Source organism: Pedobacter deserti (assembly GCF_024436415.1).
GTDB classification, from domain to species: Bacteria; Bacteroidota; Bacteroidia; order Sphingobacteriales; family Sphingobacteriaceae; genus Pedobacter; species Pedobacter faecalis.
The window spans coordinates 3,251,371-3,267,231 of record NZ_JAFMZQ010000001.1; the positions used below are offsets into that span (position 1 = coordinate 3,251,371).

The window sequence follows — 15,861 nt, forward strand, 5'->3', positions numbered from 1 at the left end:
AAATGCAGCACGAACGAACATCAGTCTTTAAAAGAAGTTTATTTTTCCGTCGACATAGAGTAAGGGAAATCAGATTCCTTGGTTCCTCTTGATTTGTTCGGTGAAGCGATCATATTAAAATCAAGCTTAGCACCTTTAATCAAATCAGAGTGACTCAGCCAGCTTTGCGTTCTTATTTTACCGTTGTATTTCAAAATGTCTACATAGCGGTTAGTATCGCTGTTTTCAGGTGCGTTGATGACGATTTGTTTACCGTTCTCCAGGTTCAAGGTTACTTTTTTGAACAAAGGAGCACCTAAAACATACTGATCTACCGCAGGGGTAACAGGATAGAACCCAAGGGCAGAGAAAACATACCAGGCCGAAGTCTGTCCGTTGTCTTCATCACCACAGTATCCGTCTGGCGTTGGCTTGTACATTCTGTTCATTGTTTCACGCACCCAGTATTGTGTTTTCCATGGCGCACCGCCGTAGTTATACAGATAAATCATATGCTGTATAGGCTGGTTACCGTGTGCATACTGTCCCATGTTAGCAATCTGCATCTCGCGGATTTCGTGTATCACTCCACCATAATAGCTATCGTCAAAGATTGGCGGCAAGGTAAATACAGAGTCGAGTTTCTCTACAAACTTTTCTTTTCCACCCATCAGTTTAGCCAAACCGTCTACATCCTGAAATACCGACCATGAATAATGCCAGCTGTTACCCTCCGTGAAGGCATCTCCCCATTTGAATGGGTTGAAAGGCGACTGGAATTTACCGTCTTTGTTTTTACCACGCATCAAACCGCTAGCAGGATCAAACAGGTTTTTATAGTTCATTGCCCGCTGCTTATAGATATCGATCTCTGAAGCTGGCTTTCCAAGCGCCCTGCCCAATTGATAAATCGCGAAGTCATCGTAAGCATATTCCAGCGTTCTTGCTGCGTTCTCGTTGATTTTCACGTCATAAGGCACATAACCCAACTCATTGTAATACTTAACACCTACACGGCCAACTGCTGTCATCGGACCTTCGTTATTCGCGCCATGTTTTACAGCGTCCCATAGGGTGTTGATGTCGTAACCCCTTACACCTTTTATATAGGCATCCGCCACTACAGAAGCGGAGTTGTTTCCAACCATGATGTTTGCAAAACCAGGGCTAGACCATTCGGGAAGGAACCCGCCCTCCTTGAAGTCATTAACAAGTCCTTCCTGCATTTCCTTATTAATAGAAGGATACATCAGGTTAAGGAATGGATAAAGTGCCCTGAAGGTATCCCAGAACCCAGTACCGGCAAACATATAACCAGGAAGGATCTTGCCGTTATAAGGGCTCCAGTGAATGATCTGGTTGTTCGCATCGATTTCATAAAGCTTGTTCGGGAAGAAAAGGGTGCGATACAGGCAGGAATAGAATGTTCTGACCTGATCAATTGTTCCTCCCTCGACACTGATACGGCTCAGGGTTTTATTCCAGATAGCTTTTGCTTTATCTCTGGTATCATTGAAGCTATCAGCGGCAAGTTCTCTTTTTAAAGATATTTCTGCCTGCTCAATGCTGATAAATGACGAGGCAACTTTCATGTTAACCTGCTCGCCTTTGTTGGTTTTGAAGCCAATGATCGCTCCTGCATGGTTGTCTGTAATCTCCAGCACACCGTTTGCCAGTTCCGAACCTTTCCATCCGTCTGCAGAAGCGAATGGTTTATCGAAATACATCACAAAGTAGTTCTTGAAGTTTTCGGGCGATTTATGTGAGTGTCTGGTACTGTAACCCACGATCTTCCGCTCTGAAGGAATGATTTTAATGTAAGATCCACGATCGAAGGCGTCTACTACGATATAAGACTCGTCCGACTTAGGAAAGGTGAAACGGAATTGTGCAGCACGTTCCGTAGGGGTAATTTCTGTAGTAACATCTGCATCAGCAAGATAAACACTGTAATAGTATGGCTTTACAACTTCTGCTTTGTGTGAAAACCAGCTCGCACGCTCATCCTGGGTAAACCGCTTCTTACCGGTGACCGGCATTACAGAAAACTGACCGTAATCGTTCATCCAGGGTGACGGCTGATGCGTTTGCTTAAACCCTCTGATCTTATCGGCATCGTAGGTATAAGCCCAGCCATCCCCCATCTTGCCGGTTTGTGGCGTCCAGAAGTTCATACCCCATGGAACTGCTATCGTAGGATAGGTATTTCCGTTTGACAGGCTTGGTTTACTAAATGTCCCCATGAGCGGGTTGATCCACTCGACCGGATCGGTTACTTTTTCAACTGTCTGGGCAAACGCACCAAACGAAGCCGCCACAAGTGAGGCGGTTAAAAGTTTCTTAATCATTATGTGTGGTTTATAAATTAAACGTCTCAGCAACAAAGGAAGTCGCCAAAACTGGTTACATGCCACCAAGATAAAGAATTTCCAAATATAAAAAACAAAAAAGTCACGGTCTGCGGCCGTGACTTAAATAAGATAGAGGTTAGAATCAGAATTCTGAACCGGGGGTTACGCCGGGTTCATGGCTTGAACCCAGAGGCTTATTACTGCGACCGGTCTTTTTGGTAAATCCTGAGCGGTCAAACTCTGTAGCAGAAGATGTTTCACCGCTGGTTTCATTTTCCGCGTTATAATTTTCCTCCCTCAGAACGGTCTTCTTTTTGTCGCTTTCATCGCTGTCGTGATGCTTATCGGTATGTATCATAACTTTAACAATTTTAGGTTATATATAATATTGCTTATTATACAACATCCCGATAATCAAATTGTTTTGGCTTAGACCGCGACGTTCTGGCTGACGATCTGCTTGACTTTATCTACCAGAATATCCAGTTCTTCTTTGGTGTTAAACTTACTGAAAGAGAATCTGACCGAAGGCCTGTTCGGATCGGCGGATATACCTGCAAGAACGTGCGATCCTATGTTTGACCCAGATGAGCAGGCGCTGCCGCCAGATGCTGAAATTCCATTAATATCCAGATTGAAAAGCAGCATATCTCCCATGTCCATTGCCGGGAAGGATACGTTCAGCACGGTATAAAGACTTCTCTCGGGTGCTGTCTCGCCGTTAAAACAGAGATCTGGAATCTCTTGAGTAAGCCGGCCGATCAGATACGATTTTAATTCCTGGATATAATGCTGATGCTCCTCCATTTCCGCATAAGCAATTTCCATTGCCTTCGCCAAGCCTACAATGCCATATACATTCTCGGTACCCCCGCGCATGTTACGTTCCTGTGCCCCGCCAAAAATCATCGGGCTGATCTTTACCTGGTGGTTTACATATAAAAATCCAACGCCTTTAGGGCCGTGTAGTTTATGCGCTGCACAAACAACGAAATGTGCCTTGATCTTCCTCAGGTCATGTACGTAGTGCCCCATGGTCTGTACGGTGTCGCAATGAAAGATCGCGTTGTATTCCTCGCATATTTCGCCCACGCGTTCAATATCCGTCAGTGTACCCAGCTCATTGTTGGCATGCATGAGAGATACGAACGAACGTTCATTGTCTTGCAGCAACTGCCTTAAATGATGCAGGTTTACGTTGCCCTTACTATCAACATCCACAAAGCTGAGTTTATCAATTACGCCTTGTTTCAGCAGCGTATTCAACGTGTGCTCTACGGCGTGATGTTCAATTTTAGACGTAATGGCATGCTTTATACCATAAGCGGCGATGCCACATCTTATGGCCGTATTATCTGCTTCCGTTCCGCCTGAAGTGAAAAATATCTCGGCAGGCGTCACATTAAGCAGGCCGGCAACGGTCTTCCTTGCCTTTTCAATGATGGTGCGAACTTCCCGCCCCTGTGCGTGGATAGATGACGGATTGCCGTAATACTGAGTCATAACCTGAACCATCTCATCAATGACCACAGGATCTAATGGCGTTGTAGCCGCGTTATCCAAATAAATTCTTTGCATGGATCTAATTTAATATTGCTTTGATATCCGAAATGACATTCATGGCCAGTGCGTCCGCACGCTCGGCCGATGATGCTTCACTGTATATACGAATGATCGGTTCAGTATTTGACTTTCTAAGATGCACCCATTCTTTGCCGAATTCTATTTTGAGTCCGTCTATTGTACTGTTGGGCTGATCGCTATACTTGTCCTGAATTTTAAGTAAAAGCGCATCGATATCCATCCCTGGCGTTAGTGTAATCTTGTTCTTTGAGATGCTGTATTGAGGATAACCGCCCCTGAGCTGGGTCATTGAAACACCAGATTTGGCCAGGTGTGTTAAAAATAAGGCTATTCCAACCAAAGCATCACGGCCGTAATGCAATTCCGGATAAATAATACCGCCATTTCCTTCCCCGCCGATAATCGCCTCGCTCTCTTTCATTTTGTTGACGACATTTACCTCTCCAACAGCCGCAGCGTAGTAATTACCTCCCGCTGCTTCGGTAACGTCCCGTAAGGCCCTCGTTGACGACAGGTTGGAGACGGCATTACCCGGGCTATTTTTCAGGATATAGTCGGCCACGGCCACGAGGGTGTACTCCTCGCCAAACATGCTTCCGTCTTCATTCACGAAGCACAACCTGTCGACATCAGGGTCGACGACGATACCAAGATCGGCACCCTTCTCTTTAACCATACCAGCTATGGCGGTCAGGTTTTCGGGTAATGGTTCCGGATTATGAGGAAAGTGGCCATTTGGCTCGCAATAAAGTTCATGAATATTGGTTACGCCTAAAGCCTTAAGTAAAGCTGGCACAAAGATTCCACCCGTCGAATTCACGCAGTCGATCGCCACAGTAAAATCAGCGGCTTTAATGGCTGCAACGTCTACAAGCGGAAGACTTAAAATTGCATCGATATGCTTTTGCAGGTAGGTGTCATCTGTAGATACCCGACCGAGTTCTTCTACTTCAGCAAACTCAAAGGTGCCGCTCTCAGCAATATCCAGCACCTCCTTACCCTCAGCGTCGCTGATGAACTCGCCCTTACTGTTTAACAGCTTCAGTGCATTCCACTGCGCTGGGTTGTGGCTTGCAGTCAGAATAATTCCGCCCCCCGCCTGTTCAAGCGGAACAGCTATTTCCACTGTAGGCGTAGTAGACAGTCCGAGGTCGATGACATTTATGCCAAGGCCTTGAAGGGTGCCGGTAACTATACGATTAACCATCGCGCCTGAGGTCCGCGCATCGCGACCCAAAACGATTTTCTTGTTCCCTGTGGTACGAATAACCCAGGCTCCGTAGGCGGCGGTAAATTTTACGATATCCATAGGCGTAAGCCCTTCACCAGGCGCACCACCTATCGTTCCCCTGATACCAGAGATAGATTTTATAAGTGTCAATGTTCAGTTTTTTTTCAAAAGTAACAAATTTCCTTTTAACCAAAGATTACAAGGCTTATGCTCGTTAAAATATTATCTTTGTGGCTCAAAAAAGAAAAAAAACAAGCTTCATGCAGCGAAAATGGTTTCAATACTGGTTCAACTCCCCGTTTTATCATATCCTGTACAGTCAGCGCAATGATGCTGAAGCTGAATTACTTATAGATAATCTTTCGGCATACCTAAAGCCGGCTGCCAACGCTAAGATTCTTGATATTGCTTGTGGAAGAGGGCGACACGCGGTATATCTGCATAAGAAGGGCTACGATGTGACTGGTATTGACTTGTCGGAACAAAGCATTAAATATGCCCAGCAGTTTGAACAGAAAAACCTGCATTTTTATGTACATGACATGCGAAAGTTGTGCTACATCAACTATTTTGATATTGCGGTAAACCTGTTCACCAGCTTTGGATATTTCGAAACGGAAAAGGATCACGTCAACGCGCTGAAGTCATTCCGTAAAAGCCTGAAGGCTGACGGGACACTTGTACTGGATTATTTTAATACCGAAAAGATCATCAAGAACCTTACACATCAGGAAATTAAGGTGGTTGAAGGTATTGAGTTCCATCTGCACAAATTCGTATCTGAAGGCAAGATTATCAAACACATCAACTTTGAACATAAAAGCAAGACGTATGCCTTCGAAGAAAGGGTGCAAGCTTTCACTTTAAGCGATTTCGAGCGTATGTTTTCAAAAAGCGGGCTGCAGATCAAAGAGAAGTTCGGCAGCTATGAACTGGAACCGTACGACGAAATGCGTTCTGATCGTGTGATATTTATCTGTAAACGGGCATGATCGAAGCGCTGCTGCAATTTGATCATGATTTGTTCCTCGACATTCACCGGGGGATGTCAAATCCTTTTTTCGATTGGCTTCTGCCTCTGATGCGGAATAAATATTTCTGGGCGCCGCTGTACTTGTTCATCATTGTGTATTGTGTGCGCGAGTACAAAAAAAAGGGATGGCTTATTGTTGGCATGTTGTTGTTCACCTTTGCACTGGGCGATTTGTCAGCATCGCGTGTGATAAAGCCTACTGTTGGTCGCCTAAGGCCCTGCAATGAACCGGCGCTGTCTGGTCAAATCATCGCCAGGGTACCTTGCGGGGCGGGTTATAGTTTTCCCTCTGCGCATGCCACCAATCACTTTGCGCTTTCCGTTTTCTGTATACTGGTTTTCTACAGGCGATGGAAACCGATTCTACCTATTGCCTTGTTCTGGGCGGCGATCATTACCTTTTCGCAAATTTATGTGGGCGTGCATTACCCGGTCGACACCTTGATAGGCGCCATGCTTGGGACAACGATTGGTATACTGACTTCAAAACTTTATAAAACGCTAGAGCAACGATTGTAATGGAATTCTGGAAGCTATTGGTTTTATTCCTCAGCGCCTTTTTCGGTGGTGCTTCAATTTTCCTGGTAAAAAGCGACAAATCACAGTTGCTGAAGCTCATTCTGTCTTTCAGCGGTGCTTATCTTTTTGCAATAACGGTGTTGCATCTGATCCCGGAAGCCTATCACGACCACCATCATGATATTGGCATCTTCATATTGATTGGATTTTTGCTGCAGGTATTTCTCGAACAGTTTTCGGAGGGTGTGGAACATGGCCATATACATAAACACAACGAAGCACAGGTGTTCCCTTATGGCATCATGATCAGCTTATGCTTGCATGCTTTCCTTGAAGGAATGCCGCTGGCCAAGGACCATCATAATGCGCTGATTTTTGGGATTTCCCTGCACCATATTCCGGCTGCTTTTGCGCTGGCCAGCATTTTGCTCCAGAATAAGTTTACGCCACCAAGAATATTGATATTTATTTCAGTATTTGCTATTATGGCGCCATTAGGTTTTTACGTGAGCTACGGAATGAGCACTGGCTCCATCGGAAACGTCGAGGAATATTTCAGCAGGATCATGGGAATTGTGATCGGCATATTTCTGCATATTTCAACAACAATTCTTTTTGAATCAAGTGTAGACCACAAAGTGAACAAGCGGAAAATGGTAGCGGTATTGTGCGGAATCTCTATTGCACTCATCGGATATTTCCTATCCGGGTCTGGTACCGGACACACGCATTGACAACTTATTTGCGCATTTTGTCCAGCAGTAAGTTCAATTGCCTGGCCTCCTCCTCTGTCAGGTTATCTGATATAATAGCCGACACATTAACTTCCTTATCCATTTTTTTCAGGAGCTTAAGTCCCTTCTCACTAATTAATATATCAACCGCGCGCTTGTCCAGTGCACTAACCTGCTTCACAACCAGACCTTTCTGAACCAGCCGGTCAACAATTCTGGAGGCATCGCTCATTTTATCAAGCATTCTCGTTCTAAGCAGATTAATTGTAGAAGCATTAGGATACTGACCGCGTAGTATCCTCAAAATATTAAATTGCTGGGTGGTAATCTCATAAGGCGCGGTTACTTGCTTCAGCTGATCTATACACCAGCTATAAGTATAAAGCACGTTAACGATTGCCTTTTGATGTTCATTTTCAAATCGTGATGTAAACGTATCTTTCAGCAGTTGCATCGGTATTGTGTTTAGCGTTTCTCAGGTGTTTGCTTTTTTATTTTCTCTCTGCCAAATCCCCAGGGACAATGCTTACATTTATTCTTGCAACAGAATCCTCGTTTCAGGTGATAGGCTTTGGTAAAAACCATAAGACCTTGTTCATTGAAGTAGTAATCTGGCTCCCCTGTCATTAATTAAGCAATTTAACTACCAAAGATTTTTGATAATAATCCTTTAAAAGCATTCCATTGCCATGGTTTGTCCATATTTGCTTAGGCTGTACATACGCTACGGTATTGATGATTCCGTTCCAGTCTACATGGTCGGATATGTACAGATCCATGTCGTTTGTGCGTTGCAAATGCTTCCATCCGCTAGCAAATACCCGTTTTACACCAACAGCGCGGATGTAACTGTTGAAGGCCATGGGCGGCACAAGATATATCAGATTCGTTTTCTGCGCCTTCATGACCTTGCGGTCATATATTTCATACCTGCCCAGGTTTACACCCATTTGGCGGTAAATATTTATGTATGGCATGATGCTGTGATGCACCAATATCCTTTTTTCTGTACAATACCGATTGATTAAACTGATCAGACGCTGACTTTTTCCTAAGGCGTAAGCACCCAACATAATGTTATGCACGGTACTGCTTAGTTTCAGAATTTCCAGTTCGGCCTCCGGATGCACAACTTCCGGGTTCGCGAAGGTAGTTTCGGTAATTAACACGTCCGCTTTGACATACTCAATAGGTTCGCAGGTTTCGTCAGACTGTAGCTTATAATCACCTGTGTAAAGATAACGCACCTCCTTGTATTCCATCAGGATCATTGCCGAACCGAGCATATGCCCTGCCGGAATAAATGTTACGTTTACATCATTTAACACAAACTGTTGGTGATATCCTTTGATATGGAAGGTACCAGCGGAGAAATTTTTATACCGGTGTTTCATGAACAGAGATGTAGCCTCAGTGCAATAAACCTCAGCATTTCCTCCTACCGCATGGTCGCCATGCGCGTGTGAAACGATTGCCTGCTTAACCGCCTGCTTAGGATCTATATAAAAATCCCCATATCTGCAATACAGTCCCGTGTTATCGAGACAAATAAAATCTTCGAGAATCATACTAATCCAGGTATCTATGGTGCAGGCGTACCACCTGGGCAATCAGCGATTCGTTTTCATCATTTACAATGACGTGGTCGGCCAGCTCGGCTTTCTTGTCATCGGGCAGTTGTTTACTCATTCTTGCCATAATCTCTTCCGTGTTCGTGTTATCCCGCTTCATCACCCGTTCAAGCTTCAGTTGCACGGGTGATACGACAACGATATTCTCATCACACATTGACGCCGAACCGCTTTCAAAAAGCAATGCGGCTTCTTTAAGTACGTAGGGAAAGCCGACCGGCAAATCTGCGCACCACTGATCGAAGGCTCTGAAAACGGCTGGATGCACGAGCGCATTTAGCTTGGCTAATCTATCTGCATCATGAAATACAATCCCGGCTATATGAGCCCGGTTCAATGATCCGTCATTGAAGTAGCTCTCCGATCCGAATTCCTGCTTTAAACCACACATCAGTTCCTGATCTTTGATCATTACGCTCCTTGCCGCTTCGTCAGCATAAAAAACTGGAATTCCCAGAGTTTGAAAAACTCTGCAAACCGTCGTCTTTCCACTCCCGATCCCCCCGGTTATACCAATTTTCTTCATTTACTTCTCTATAATGAAATCGACCTTTTCCGGCTCCAGCTTTACTAGCCTACAGTATTCCGGAAAGCGTCGCATTTTGATTCTTAACTGGCTATGTCCAAGCGTCCTCCAGTCATCGATATCTACCGCAGCATCCATAAATTCTTCGTCGATCTGCTGATAATCAGACAAAGACACTAAAAATGTGACCCGAACTTTCTTGGGAAACAGCCGAACGTTTAAATATTGCTTGTTGTTAATCACCCGGATAGGTAATTCCAAAGTCTTCTCTGTAAATTCATCGACAGGAATACGTACTTCCGCACTAGTCGGAAATATACTTACGTTTTTCATGCGGTTCCGCATAACCGGTACACGAGCCACAAAAGTTCGCTGTATCTGGTCGGCCGAAAGCGTGTCTGTATACCACTCTGATATTTGTTTAAGATCCTGCTCAGGGCCCGACAGCGTAATGTATTCCGGCGTGAGTTCCGTTTCACCGGAAACACCGTACTGCTTAGCGAAACCAAGCTTGGACAACAGCTTTAACGGCACTCGTTTTACTTTGCGCTCCGAGAAATCAAAATAAAGCGTATCCGGCTTCACCGAAATGACTTTCTGAGCCGTTTCCAACTGATTGTTGACGCTAAGCAGTTGCTCCGAAAATAAAATGTAGTTACGGCTGTTCAGCTTTTCCAAATTGATCGATATGGACTGTGGCTTTATACGCAGCCGGGCAAACAACAATTGCCAGCCGGTTCCCTCTACCTGAAGATCTACAGTGTCCGACTGTAAGGCATGAAAAGCCCGCTTTGAGGGAAAGTTCTTGTAAACTAAAACTGTCTTGGCCGTATATATATATTTATTGTTCAGAGCAAGGAATAACCACGCACCGATAGCGATCAGCAAACAAGTGATAAATGCCAAAAAACGCTTACGCTCTATTTTCGTGAGTTTAATTACGGGCATGCTGTAAAATACACAAAAATATCATAATACCCCTATTCATGCAAAAAGCCGCTCCATAGGAAGCGGCTCTAATTTCTGTATATGCAAACTAGCTCGCAGCGGTTTCGATCTTTGGAGTATCCTTTTTATCAGATTTTGGCACAACGGTTTTCGTAGCGTCCAGAGATACTGCAGTCTTATCAAACCGTATCTTTGCTCCGCTCTCCACTTCAATCAGGAAGGTAGTTTCGTTCATATCGATAATGCGACCGTGTATTCCTGCGGTTGTGACAATCTTATCACCCTTCTTTAATTCCTGAATCAGCTTTTTGTGCTCTTTCGCTTTTTTAAGCTGTGGCCTGATCATGAAGAAATACATGACCACAAAAATCAGCACTAAAGGAAGTAAACTCATAAAACCACCGCCACCAGCTGCCGCCTGTAAAATTATCGTAGATATCATATTCAATTTTTATTGGTTTGCTATTCTGTTATTTCTCCCACTATATGCAACTGCACTGAACTGTTTAAAGCATTGGACATCACGGTTACCACGCGGTCAGTCATACCCACCGGTTTACCCGCGCTGTTAAACACCACGTTCAATTTTCCCTCGTCACCCGGCTTAACCGGTTCTTTGGGAACCTCAGGCACTGTACATCCGCATGTAGTAACAGCGTCCGTTATAATCAGCGGAACTTGCCCCATATTCTTAAACGTGAAGCTGTAAGACACTGACTCACCCTTCTTTATCTTACCGAAATTATAAGTCTCCGTAGTAAATTTCATCACAGGACCGTCCTGCTTCAATGAGGAAGTATCGGCCGGTGAGGAAGCACTTTCGTTTGTTTGTTCCGTTTTAGACTGGCATGATGTGAGCGCGGCTGCAACAAACAGCGCAAATAAAATTTTCTTCATAGTTGTTAATCTTCTATTAAACCGCGACCAGTTTTCTTGAGCACATTGTTACGCTTTAGGTCGCCCATAATTTTGTCCAATATACCGTTTATAAACGAATTGCTTTTCGGAGTACTGTAATCTTTTGACAAATCGAGGTATTCGTTAATGGTTACCTTAACAGGTATGGATGGGAAATTGAGCAGTTCGCAAATAGCCATCTTCATCAGAATCGTGTCCATCAGCGCAATACGTTCCGATTCCCAGTTCTTTGTACGATCCGCAATCATTGCCTGGTACTCTTTGTCATTTCTGAGCGTAAACACAAACAGGTCTTCCACAAACTTGCCGTCTTCATCCCAGTCCTGGCTAATGGGCGTGAGTTTATTTGCAAAAGGGTCTTCGGAAGTAAAGTTTTTGATGGTCTTAGCTACCATACCCTGCATAACCTCTTTGTCTACCGACCAATTGATAAATTTATCTTCAAACGCCTGAATAACAGCATGACTTTTCAGTACAATCTTTCTGAAAATATATTTAATGATGGTTTTGGATTCCTCGAGGTCATTGTTTGGATCTGCGAGATAAGCCTGGTATTCCGGGGTGACTTTAAGTGCGTTAAAAATAGCCTTTACCAATTCCGGATCGGACATCCAATTGATTTTGTACTTTTTAACAAGGGCAACGTATTCGGGGTTTTCCTTAAGCACGTTGATGAACTTGTTTTCAAGCAGCTTGAGGTTTGGATTGAGATCCTCCTCCGTAGGCAGATGTTTATTTGCGCGCTCACTTGCGTCTATGCCGGTGTATTCGGTGATTTCAACGAGGAGCGACAGCATCCACATATACATTTCGTATACATTATCTATACTCTGCATCAACGCCTTTCTTGATGACGTCAGATCTTTTTTATCTGCCATGTGCCAAGCAAAAACATTTTGCAAAGCTTTAATTCTTAAGTGCCTTCTGTTTAACATGAATGTAAGAACGAGTGGTAATTACCTGATTTTAAAATGATGATTTTATTTTCTTTATATCTCTTATTCTTTGCTCTGCGATTTGGTTTGCAGCCCAAACCGTGGGGATATTATCACGTTTAGACATCCTGATCACATCTCTGGTTGCGTTATAAATATTTTCTGTCAGCTGGGTAGTCCGTTTTCTGCCAAAGCCTGTAAGCTCTGAGTAGCAACTGATCAGCCCGCCTGCATTGATCAGATAATCCGGCGCAAACAAAATACCCTTTTCCAGTAACCGCTTCCCGTGCACCTGTTCATCTGCAAGCTGATTATTGGCCGAGCCGGCTATAATGGCAAATTTCATCTTCTCTATGGTATTGTTGTTTACGGTTGCACCAAGGGCACACGGCGCGTAAATGTCGGCATTCAAACCAAAGATTTTATCTGCCGCTACAGGTTTAGCTTTATATTTCCTTGCGACATGCTGCAAACGTTCTTCGTTGATGTCACTGATGTACACTTCCACATTCTCCGAACGCAGCAACTCAACCAAATGTTCACCCACGTTGCCAATACCCTGAACCACAACGGAACGCCCGGCCAGCATATCTGTACCGAAGACCTCTTTAACACAGGCTTTTATCCCGAGATAAACACCCTTGGCAGTCGTCGGTGAGGGATCTCCGGCTCCGCCAAGCGATTCAGGCACACCGGTAACATGCGTTGTTTCCATACGGATATACTCCATATCCTTCGTATTGGTACCTACGTCCTCTGCTGTAATGAATTCGCCGTTTAGATTCTTAATAAAGCGCCCGTAGCTCCGCATCATCGCCTCAGACTTGGACTTTCTCGAGTCGCCGATGATCACGGCATTGCCCCCACCCAAATTCAAGCCAGTAATTGCCGACTTATAGGTCATTGCCCTCGACAGTCTTAGCACATCCTCCAATGCCTCAGATTCGGTAGCATAATTCCACATGCGCGTACCCCCTATGGCGGGCCCTAGCGTTGTGTCATGAATAGCAATAATCGCTCTTAGTCCGGTATCAGGATCATTGCAAAAAACAACTTTTCTATGGCCCGAAGTGCCAATTTGATCTAAAACGGAATTTACAGGAGAACTATTACCAGACATACGACTCTTATCAGATATGCCGCAAAACTAGCATAAAAAAAGATATTTACATTGTTTTAACCAAAGTCTTTAGAAAATAATACTGCTTTGGCTAACTTTACAAACCATGAAGCATCTCCGCCATTTAAACAAGTACTTTTACAAATATAAATGGTGGATCATACCAGGTATTTTCTTTGTCATTGTATCTAATATCTTTGGGGTTGTACCTGCCCAGGTCATAGGTCATGCTTTTAACCTGATTACGGAAAATATACAGATATACAGACTTTTTAACGGCTTCGAACGCAGGGAAATCATCTACGACATCTTTAGTTATAGTCTTCTTTATTTTGGTGCCATCGTCCTTATCCTGTATCTATTGAGAGGCCTTTTTCTCTTTTTTATGCGACAAACCCTGATTCTCATGTCGAGGCATATTGAGTTCGACATGAAGAACGAAATCTATGCCCACTACCAAAAACTGAATCTTGGTTTTTACCGGCGCAATAATACAGGCGACCTGATGAGCCGTGCCACCGAAGATGTAAACAGAGTGCGGATGTATGTCGGCCCGGCCATCATGTATGCGATTAATACCGCTGTGCTTTTTTCGCTAGTCATTTACGCGATGTTCGACGTAAATGCTGAACTGGCCCTGTTTTCGTTGTTACCATTACCTGTACTTGTTATTGTTATCTATTTTGTAAACACACTTATCAACCGCAAAAGCGAACGTATACAGCAGCAGCTGTCGAGGTTGTCAAGTTATGTCCAGGAACAGTTTTCTGGCATTCGGGTTATAAAATCTTATGTAAGGGAAGAACACACGCGCAAGGTATTCGCCGGTGAGAGCTATACATACAAAGATCTGGCGATGAATCTGGTAAAGGTTCAAGCGTTGTTTTATCCGGCAATGATCCTGCTTGTTGGTTTGAGTACGATCTTAACCATTTATATCGGGGGGAAACAGGTCATTGGCGGTTATATAACACCAGGCAATATCGCCGAATTTATTGTGTACGTGAACCAGCTGACCTTTCCGGTTTCTATGCTCGGTTGGGTAACCACTTTGATCCAGCGGGCATCGGCATCGCAAAAACGGATTAATGAGTTCCTGCATACCGAGCCGGATATAGTGTCTGGAGATCACCCCGAAGTGACTGTTTTGGGTGACATCAGTTTTAAAAACGTTACGTTTACTTACCCCGACACCGGTATTAAGGCGATAAGCGACATCAGCTTCGACATCAAAAAAGGACAATTCGTTGCTATTATGGGCCGAACGGGATCGGGAAAATCTACGCTAGCCAATCTTCTCATGAGGATGTATGATGCAGACAGTGGCAGCATAACGGTAGATGGTCTCCCTTTGAAAAAGCTAAGTCTTCAGCATTACCGGAATCAGCTTGGCTATGTACCACAAGAGGTGTTTTTGTTTTCGGACACGATAAGAAACAATATTGCATTCGGTCTTGAAGAAGTGAACCAGTCGCAGGTAGAAACCGCCGCAAAACAGGCGGCTGTATATAACAATATCATCGGCTTCGAGAAACAGTTTGACACTATGCTGGGTGAACGCGGCATAACTTTGTCGGGCGGCCAAAAGCAACGGGTTTCCATTGCCCGGGCGCTTATTAAATCTCCTTCGATACTTATATTAGACGACTGCCTTTCGGCTGTAGATACAAAGACGGAAGAAGAAATTTTGAATAATCTGGGGGCACTCATGCATCAGAAAACCATTATTTTGATTGCACATCGTATATCGACCCTCAAAAATGCCGATAAGATTCTGGTTTTAGACGATGGCCGTCTTATAGAGCAAGGTACACACGAGGAGCTCGTTCATCAAAATGGTGCTTACGCAGAGATGTACCAAAATCAGCTGCTGGAAGAGGAAAATCAAACTGCATAATTTGATTTTGAACTTTAAAAATTATTACTTTATATTTACCCGAACCAAAACCAAGAGCTAAAGCAACATGGGAGAATTTGAAAACAAAGAGAGAGAAGAGGTTTTTTCTAAGAAGGTAAGGGCAGGCAAAAGAACTTACTTTTTTGACGTAAAAGCAACCAGATCAGGAGATTACTATTTGACACTGACTGAAAGTAAAAAAAGACTGGAAGATGGCGTTTTTGTGAAGCACAAGATCTTTTTATATAAAGAGGACTTCGAAAAGTTTGCTGAAGGCCTTAATGAAACGGTAGAGTATATTAAAAATCACCAGGAAGTCGTAGAGAAAAGATATGAGTACGCCGACAACCACGAGAGCATTCCTGCCCGTGCACAAGGCGATGACTTTTCATTCTAAGTTAGCTTCTAGCCAAAATATAAAAGAGAAAGCCCGATACGATGTATCGGGCTTTCTC

General features: G+C 44.0%; 18 protein-coding genes. 5 read left to right on the forward strand and 13 right to left on the reverse strand.

Going from position 1 to position 15,861, the window contains the following annotated elements; translation table 11 throughout:
• Window positions 1-38: 38 nt before the first annotated feature.
• The 4 genes from J3P40_RS14690 to glmM form a co-directional block, all read right to left on the reverse strand.
• Window positions 39-2,327 (reverse strand): GH92 family glycosyl hydrolase, encoded by a 2,289-nt coding sequence (locus J3P40_RS14690; protein ID WP_256006942.1) that lies wholly within the window; start codon window positions 2,325-2,327, stop codon window positions 39-41.
• 145 nt (window positions 2,328-2,472) lie between these two features.
• A complete protein-coding gene (locus J3P40_RS14695) occupies window positions 2,473-2,688 on the reverse strand; it encodes a hypothetical protein (protein WP_256006943.1) in 216 nt (71 codons plus the stop codon).
• A gap of 71 nt (window positions 2,689-2,759) precedes the next feature.
• Complete coding sequence (locus tag J3P40_RS14700; protein ID WP_256006944.1) at window positions 2,760-3,908, reverse strand: cysteine desulfurase family protein; 1,149 nt, start codon at window positions 3,906-3,908, stop codon at window positions 2,760-2,762.
• A gap of 4 nt (window positions 3,909-3,912) precedes the next feature.
• The gene (glmM, locus tag J3P40_RS14705; RefSeq protein WP_256006946.1) at window positions 3,913-5,295 is read right to left on the reverse strand and encodes a phosphoglucosamine mutase; all 1,383 of its coding nucleotides are present in this window, start codon (window positions 5,293-5,295) and stop codon (window positions 3,913-3,915) included.
• A gap of 110 nt (window positions 5,296-5,405) precedes the next feature.
• Here glmM and J3P40_RS14710 point away from each other — a divergent pair, with 110 nt between their 5' ends.
• From J3P40_RS14710 to J3P40_RS14720, 3 genes are read left to right on the forward strand one after another with little or no spacing between them, the layout of a single operon-like run.
• The gene (locus tag J3P40_RS14710) at window positions 5,406-6,137 is read left to right on the forward strand and encodes a class I SAM-dependent methyltransferase (protein WP_256006947.1); all 732 of its coding nucleotides are present in this window, start codon (window positions 5,406-5,408) and stop codon (window positions 6,135-6,137) included.
• Window positions 6,134-6,697: a phosphatase PAP2 family protein gene (locus J3P40_RS14715; RefSeq protein WP_256006948.1), complete on the forward strand. Its 564-nt coding sequence runs from the start codon at window positions 6,134-6,136 to the stop codon at window positions 6,695-6,697. The genes J3P40_RS14710 and J3P40_RS14715 overlap by 4 nt, the downstream gene beginning before the upstream one ends.
• Complete coding sequence (locus J3P40_RS14720) at window positions 6,697-7,431, forward strand: ZIP family metal transporter (RefSeq protein WP_256006949.1); 735 nt, start codon at window positions 6,697-6,699, stop codon at window positions 7,429-7,431. Before J3P40_RS14715 ends, J3P40_RS14720 begins: the two co-directional genes overlap by 1 nt.
• A 4-nt stretch (window positions 7,432-7,435) precedes the next feature.
• Here the strand turns inward: J3P40_RS14720 and J3P40_RS14725 are convergent, their stop codons facing one another.
• The 9 genes from J3P40_RS14725 to J3P40_RS14765 form a co-directional block, all read right to left on the reverse strand.
• The gene (locus tag J3P40_RS14725) at window positions 7,436-7,885 is read right to left on the reverse strand and encodes a MarR family winged helix-turn-helix transcriptional regulator (RefSeq protein WP_256006950.1); all 450 of its coding nucleotides are present in this window, start codon (window positions 7,883-7,885) and stop codon (window positions 7,436-7,438) included.
• Between the two features lie 11 nt (window positions 7,886-7,896).
• On the reverse strand, window positions 7,897-8,058 hold the full coding sequence (locus tag J3P40_RS14730) for a C1orf53 family protein (RefSeq protein WP_256006951.1): 162 nt from the start codon (window positions 8,056-8,058) through the stop codon (window positions 7,897-7,899).
• Window positions 8,058-8,999, reverse strand: coding sequence for an MBL fold metallo-hydrolase (locus J3P40_RS14735; RefSeq protein WP_256006952.1), 942 nt, complete (start codon window positions 8,997-8,999; stop codon window positions 8,058-8,060). The genes J3P40_RS14730 and J3P40_RS14735 overlap by 1 nt, the downstream gene beginning before the upstream one ends.
• 1 nt (window position 9,000) lies before the next feature.
• Window positions 9,001-9,588, reverse strand: a complete 588-nt coding sequence (coaE, locus tag J3P40_RS14740; RefSeq protein ID WP_256006953.1) for a dephospho-CoA kinase — start codon at window positions 9,586-9,588, stop codon at window positions 9,001-9,003.
• On the reverse strand, window positions 9,589-10,536 hold the full coding sequence (locus J3P40_RS14745; RefSeq protein ID WP_256006954.1) for a CdaR family protein: 948 nt from the start codon (window positions 10,534-10,536) through the stop codon (window positions 9,589-9,591).
• An 88-nt stretch (window positions 10,537-10,624) separates the two neighbouring features.
• Complete coding sequence (yajC, locus tag J3P40_RS14750; protein ID WP_256006956.1) at window positions 10,625-10,978, reverse strand: preprotein translocase subunit YajC; 354 nt, start codon at window positions 10,976-10,978, stop codon at window positions 10,625-10,627.
• 20 nt (window positions 10,979-10,998) lie between these two features.
• Window positions 10,999-11,433 carry a DUF1573 domain-containing protein gene (locus tag J3P40_RS14755; protein ID WP_256006958.1) on the reverse strand — a complete coding sequence of 145 codons (435 nt, stop codon included), beginning with the start codon at window positions 11,431-11,433 and terminating at the stop codon, window positions 10,999-11,001.
• A 5-nt stretch (window positions 11,434-11,438) separates the two neighbouring features.
• A complete protein-coding gene (gene nusB / locus J3P40_RS14760) occupies window positions 11,439-12,332 on the reverse strand; it encodes a transcription antitermination factor NusB (RefSeq protein ID WP_256006959.1) in 894 nt (297 codons plus the stop codon).
• Window positions 12,333-12,420: 88 nt separating this feature from the next.
• Window positions 12,421-13,509, reverse strand: a complete 1,089-nt coding sequence (locus J3P40_RS14765; RefSeq protein ID WP_256006960.1) for a Glu/Leu/Phe/Val family dehydrogenase — start codon at window positions 13,507-13,509, stop codon at window positions 12,421-12,423.
• 106 nt (window positions 13,510-13,615) lie between these two features.
• Here J3P40_RS14765 and J3P40_RS14770 point away from each other — a divergent pair, with 106 nt between their 5' ends.
• Window positions 13,616-15,406: an ABC transporter ATP-binding protein gene (locus J3P40_RS14770; RefSeq protein ID WP_256006961.1), complete on the forward strand. Its 1,791-nt coding sequence runs from the start codon at window positions 13,616-13,618 to the stop codon at window positions 15,404-15,406.
• A 67-nt stretch (window positions 15,407-15,473) separates the two neighbouring features.
• Window positions 15,474-15,803: a DUF3276 family protein gene (locus J3P40_RS14775; protein WP_256006962.1), complete on the forward strand. Its 330-nt coding sequence runs from the start codon at window positions 15,474-15,476 to the stop codon at window positions 15,801-15,803.
• The last annotated feature ends 58 nt before the right edge of the window (window positions 15,804-15,861 follow it).

Bases quoted from the DNA above. Each gene is read 5' to 3' on its own strand.
- J3P40_RS14770 (WP_256006961.1), top strand. From the start codon at position 13,616: ATGAAGCATCTCCGCCATTTAAACAAGTACTTTTACAAATATAAATGG.
- yajC (WP_256006956.1), bottom strand. From the start codon at position 10,978: ATGATATCTACGATAATTTTACAGGCGGCAGCTGGTGGCGGTGGTTTT.
- J3P40_RS14765 (WP_256006960.1), bottom strand. From the start codon at position 13,509: ATGTCTGGTAATAGTTCTCCTGTAAATTCCGTTTTAGATCAAATTGGC.
- J3P40_RS14690 (WP_256006942.1), bottom strand. From the start codon at position 2,327: ATGATTAAGAAACTTTTAACCGCCTCACTTGTGGCGGCTTCGTTTGGT.
- J3P40_RS14720 (WP_256006949.1), top strand. From the start codon at position 6,697: ATGGAATTCTGGAAGCTATTGGTTTTATTCCTCAGCGCCTTTTTCGGT.
- J3P40_RS14730 (WP_256006951.1), bottom strand. From the start codon at position 8,058: ATGACAGGGGAGCCAGATTACTACTTCAATGAACAAGGTCTTATGGTT.
- J3P40_RS14700 (WP_256006944.1), bottom strand. From the start codon at position 3,908: ATGCAAAGAATTTATTTGGATAACGCGGCTACAACGCCATTAGATCCT.
- J3P40_RS14695 (WP_256006943.1), bottom strand. From the start codon at position 2,688: ATGATACATACCGATAAGCATCACGACAGCGATGAAAGCGACAAAAAG.
- J3P40_RS14745 (WP_256006954.1), bottom strand. From the start codon at position 10,536: ATGCCCGTAATTAAACTCACGAAAATAGAGCGTAAGCGTTTTTTGGCA.
- J3P40_RS14710 (WP_256006947.1), top strand. From the start codon at position 5,406: ATGCAGCGAAAATGGTTTCAATACTGGTTCAACTCCCCGTTTTATCAT.
- J3P40_RS14735 (WP_256006952.1), bottom strand. From the start codon at position 8,999: ATGATTCTCGAAGATTTTATTTGTCTCGATAACACGGGACTGTATTGC.
- J3P40_RS14725 (WP_256006950.1), bottom strand. From the start codon at position 7,885: ATGCAACTGCTGAAAGATACGTTTACATCACGATTTGAAAATGAACAT.
- nusB (WP_256006959.1), bottom strand. From the start codon at position 12,332: ATGGCAGATAAAAAAGATCTGACGTCATCAAGAAAGGCGTTGATGCAG.
- coaE (WP_256006953.1), bottom strand. From the start codon at position 9,588: ATGAAGAAAATTGGTATAACCGGGGGGATCGGGAGTGGAAAGACGACG.
- J3P40_RS14715 (WP_256006948.1), top strand. From the start codon at position 6,134: ATGATCGAAGCGCTGCTGCAATTTGATCATGATTTGTTCCTCGACATT.
- J3P40_RS14775 (WP_256006962.1), top strand. From the start codon at position 15,474: ATGGGAGAATTTGAAAACAAAGAGAGAGAAGAGGTTTTTTCTAAGAAG.
- J3P40_RS14755 (WP_256006958.1), bottom strand. From the start codon at position 11,433: ATGAAGAAAATTTTATTTGCGCTGTTTGTTGCAGCCGCGCTCACATCA.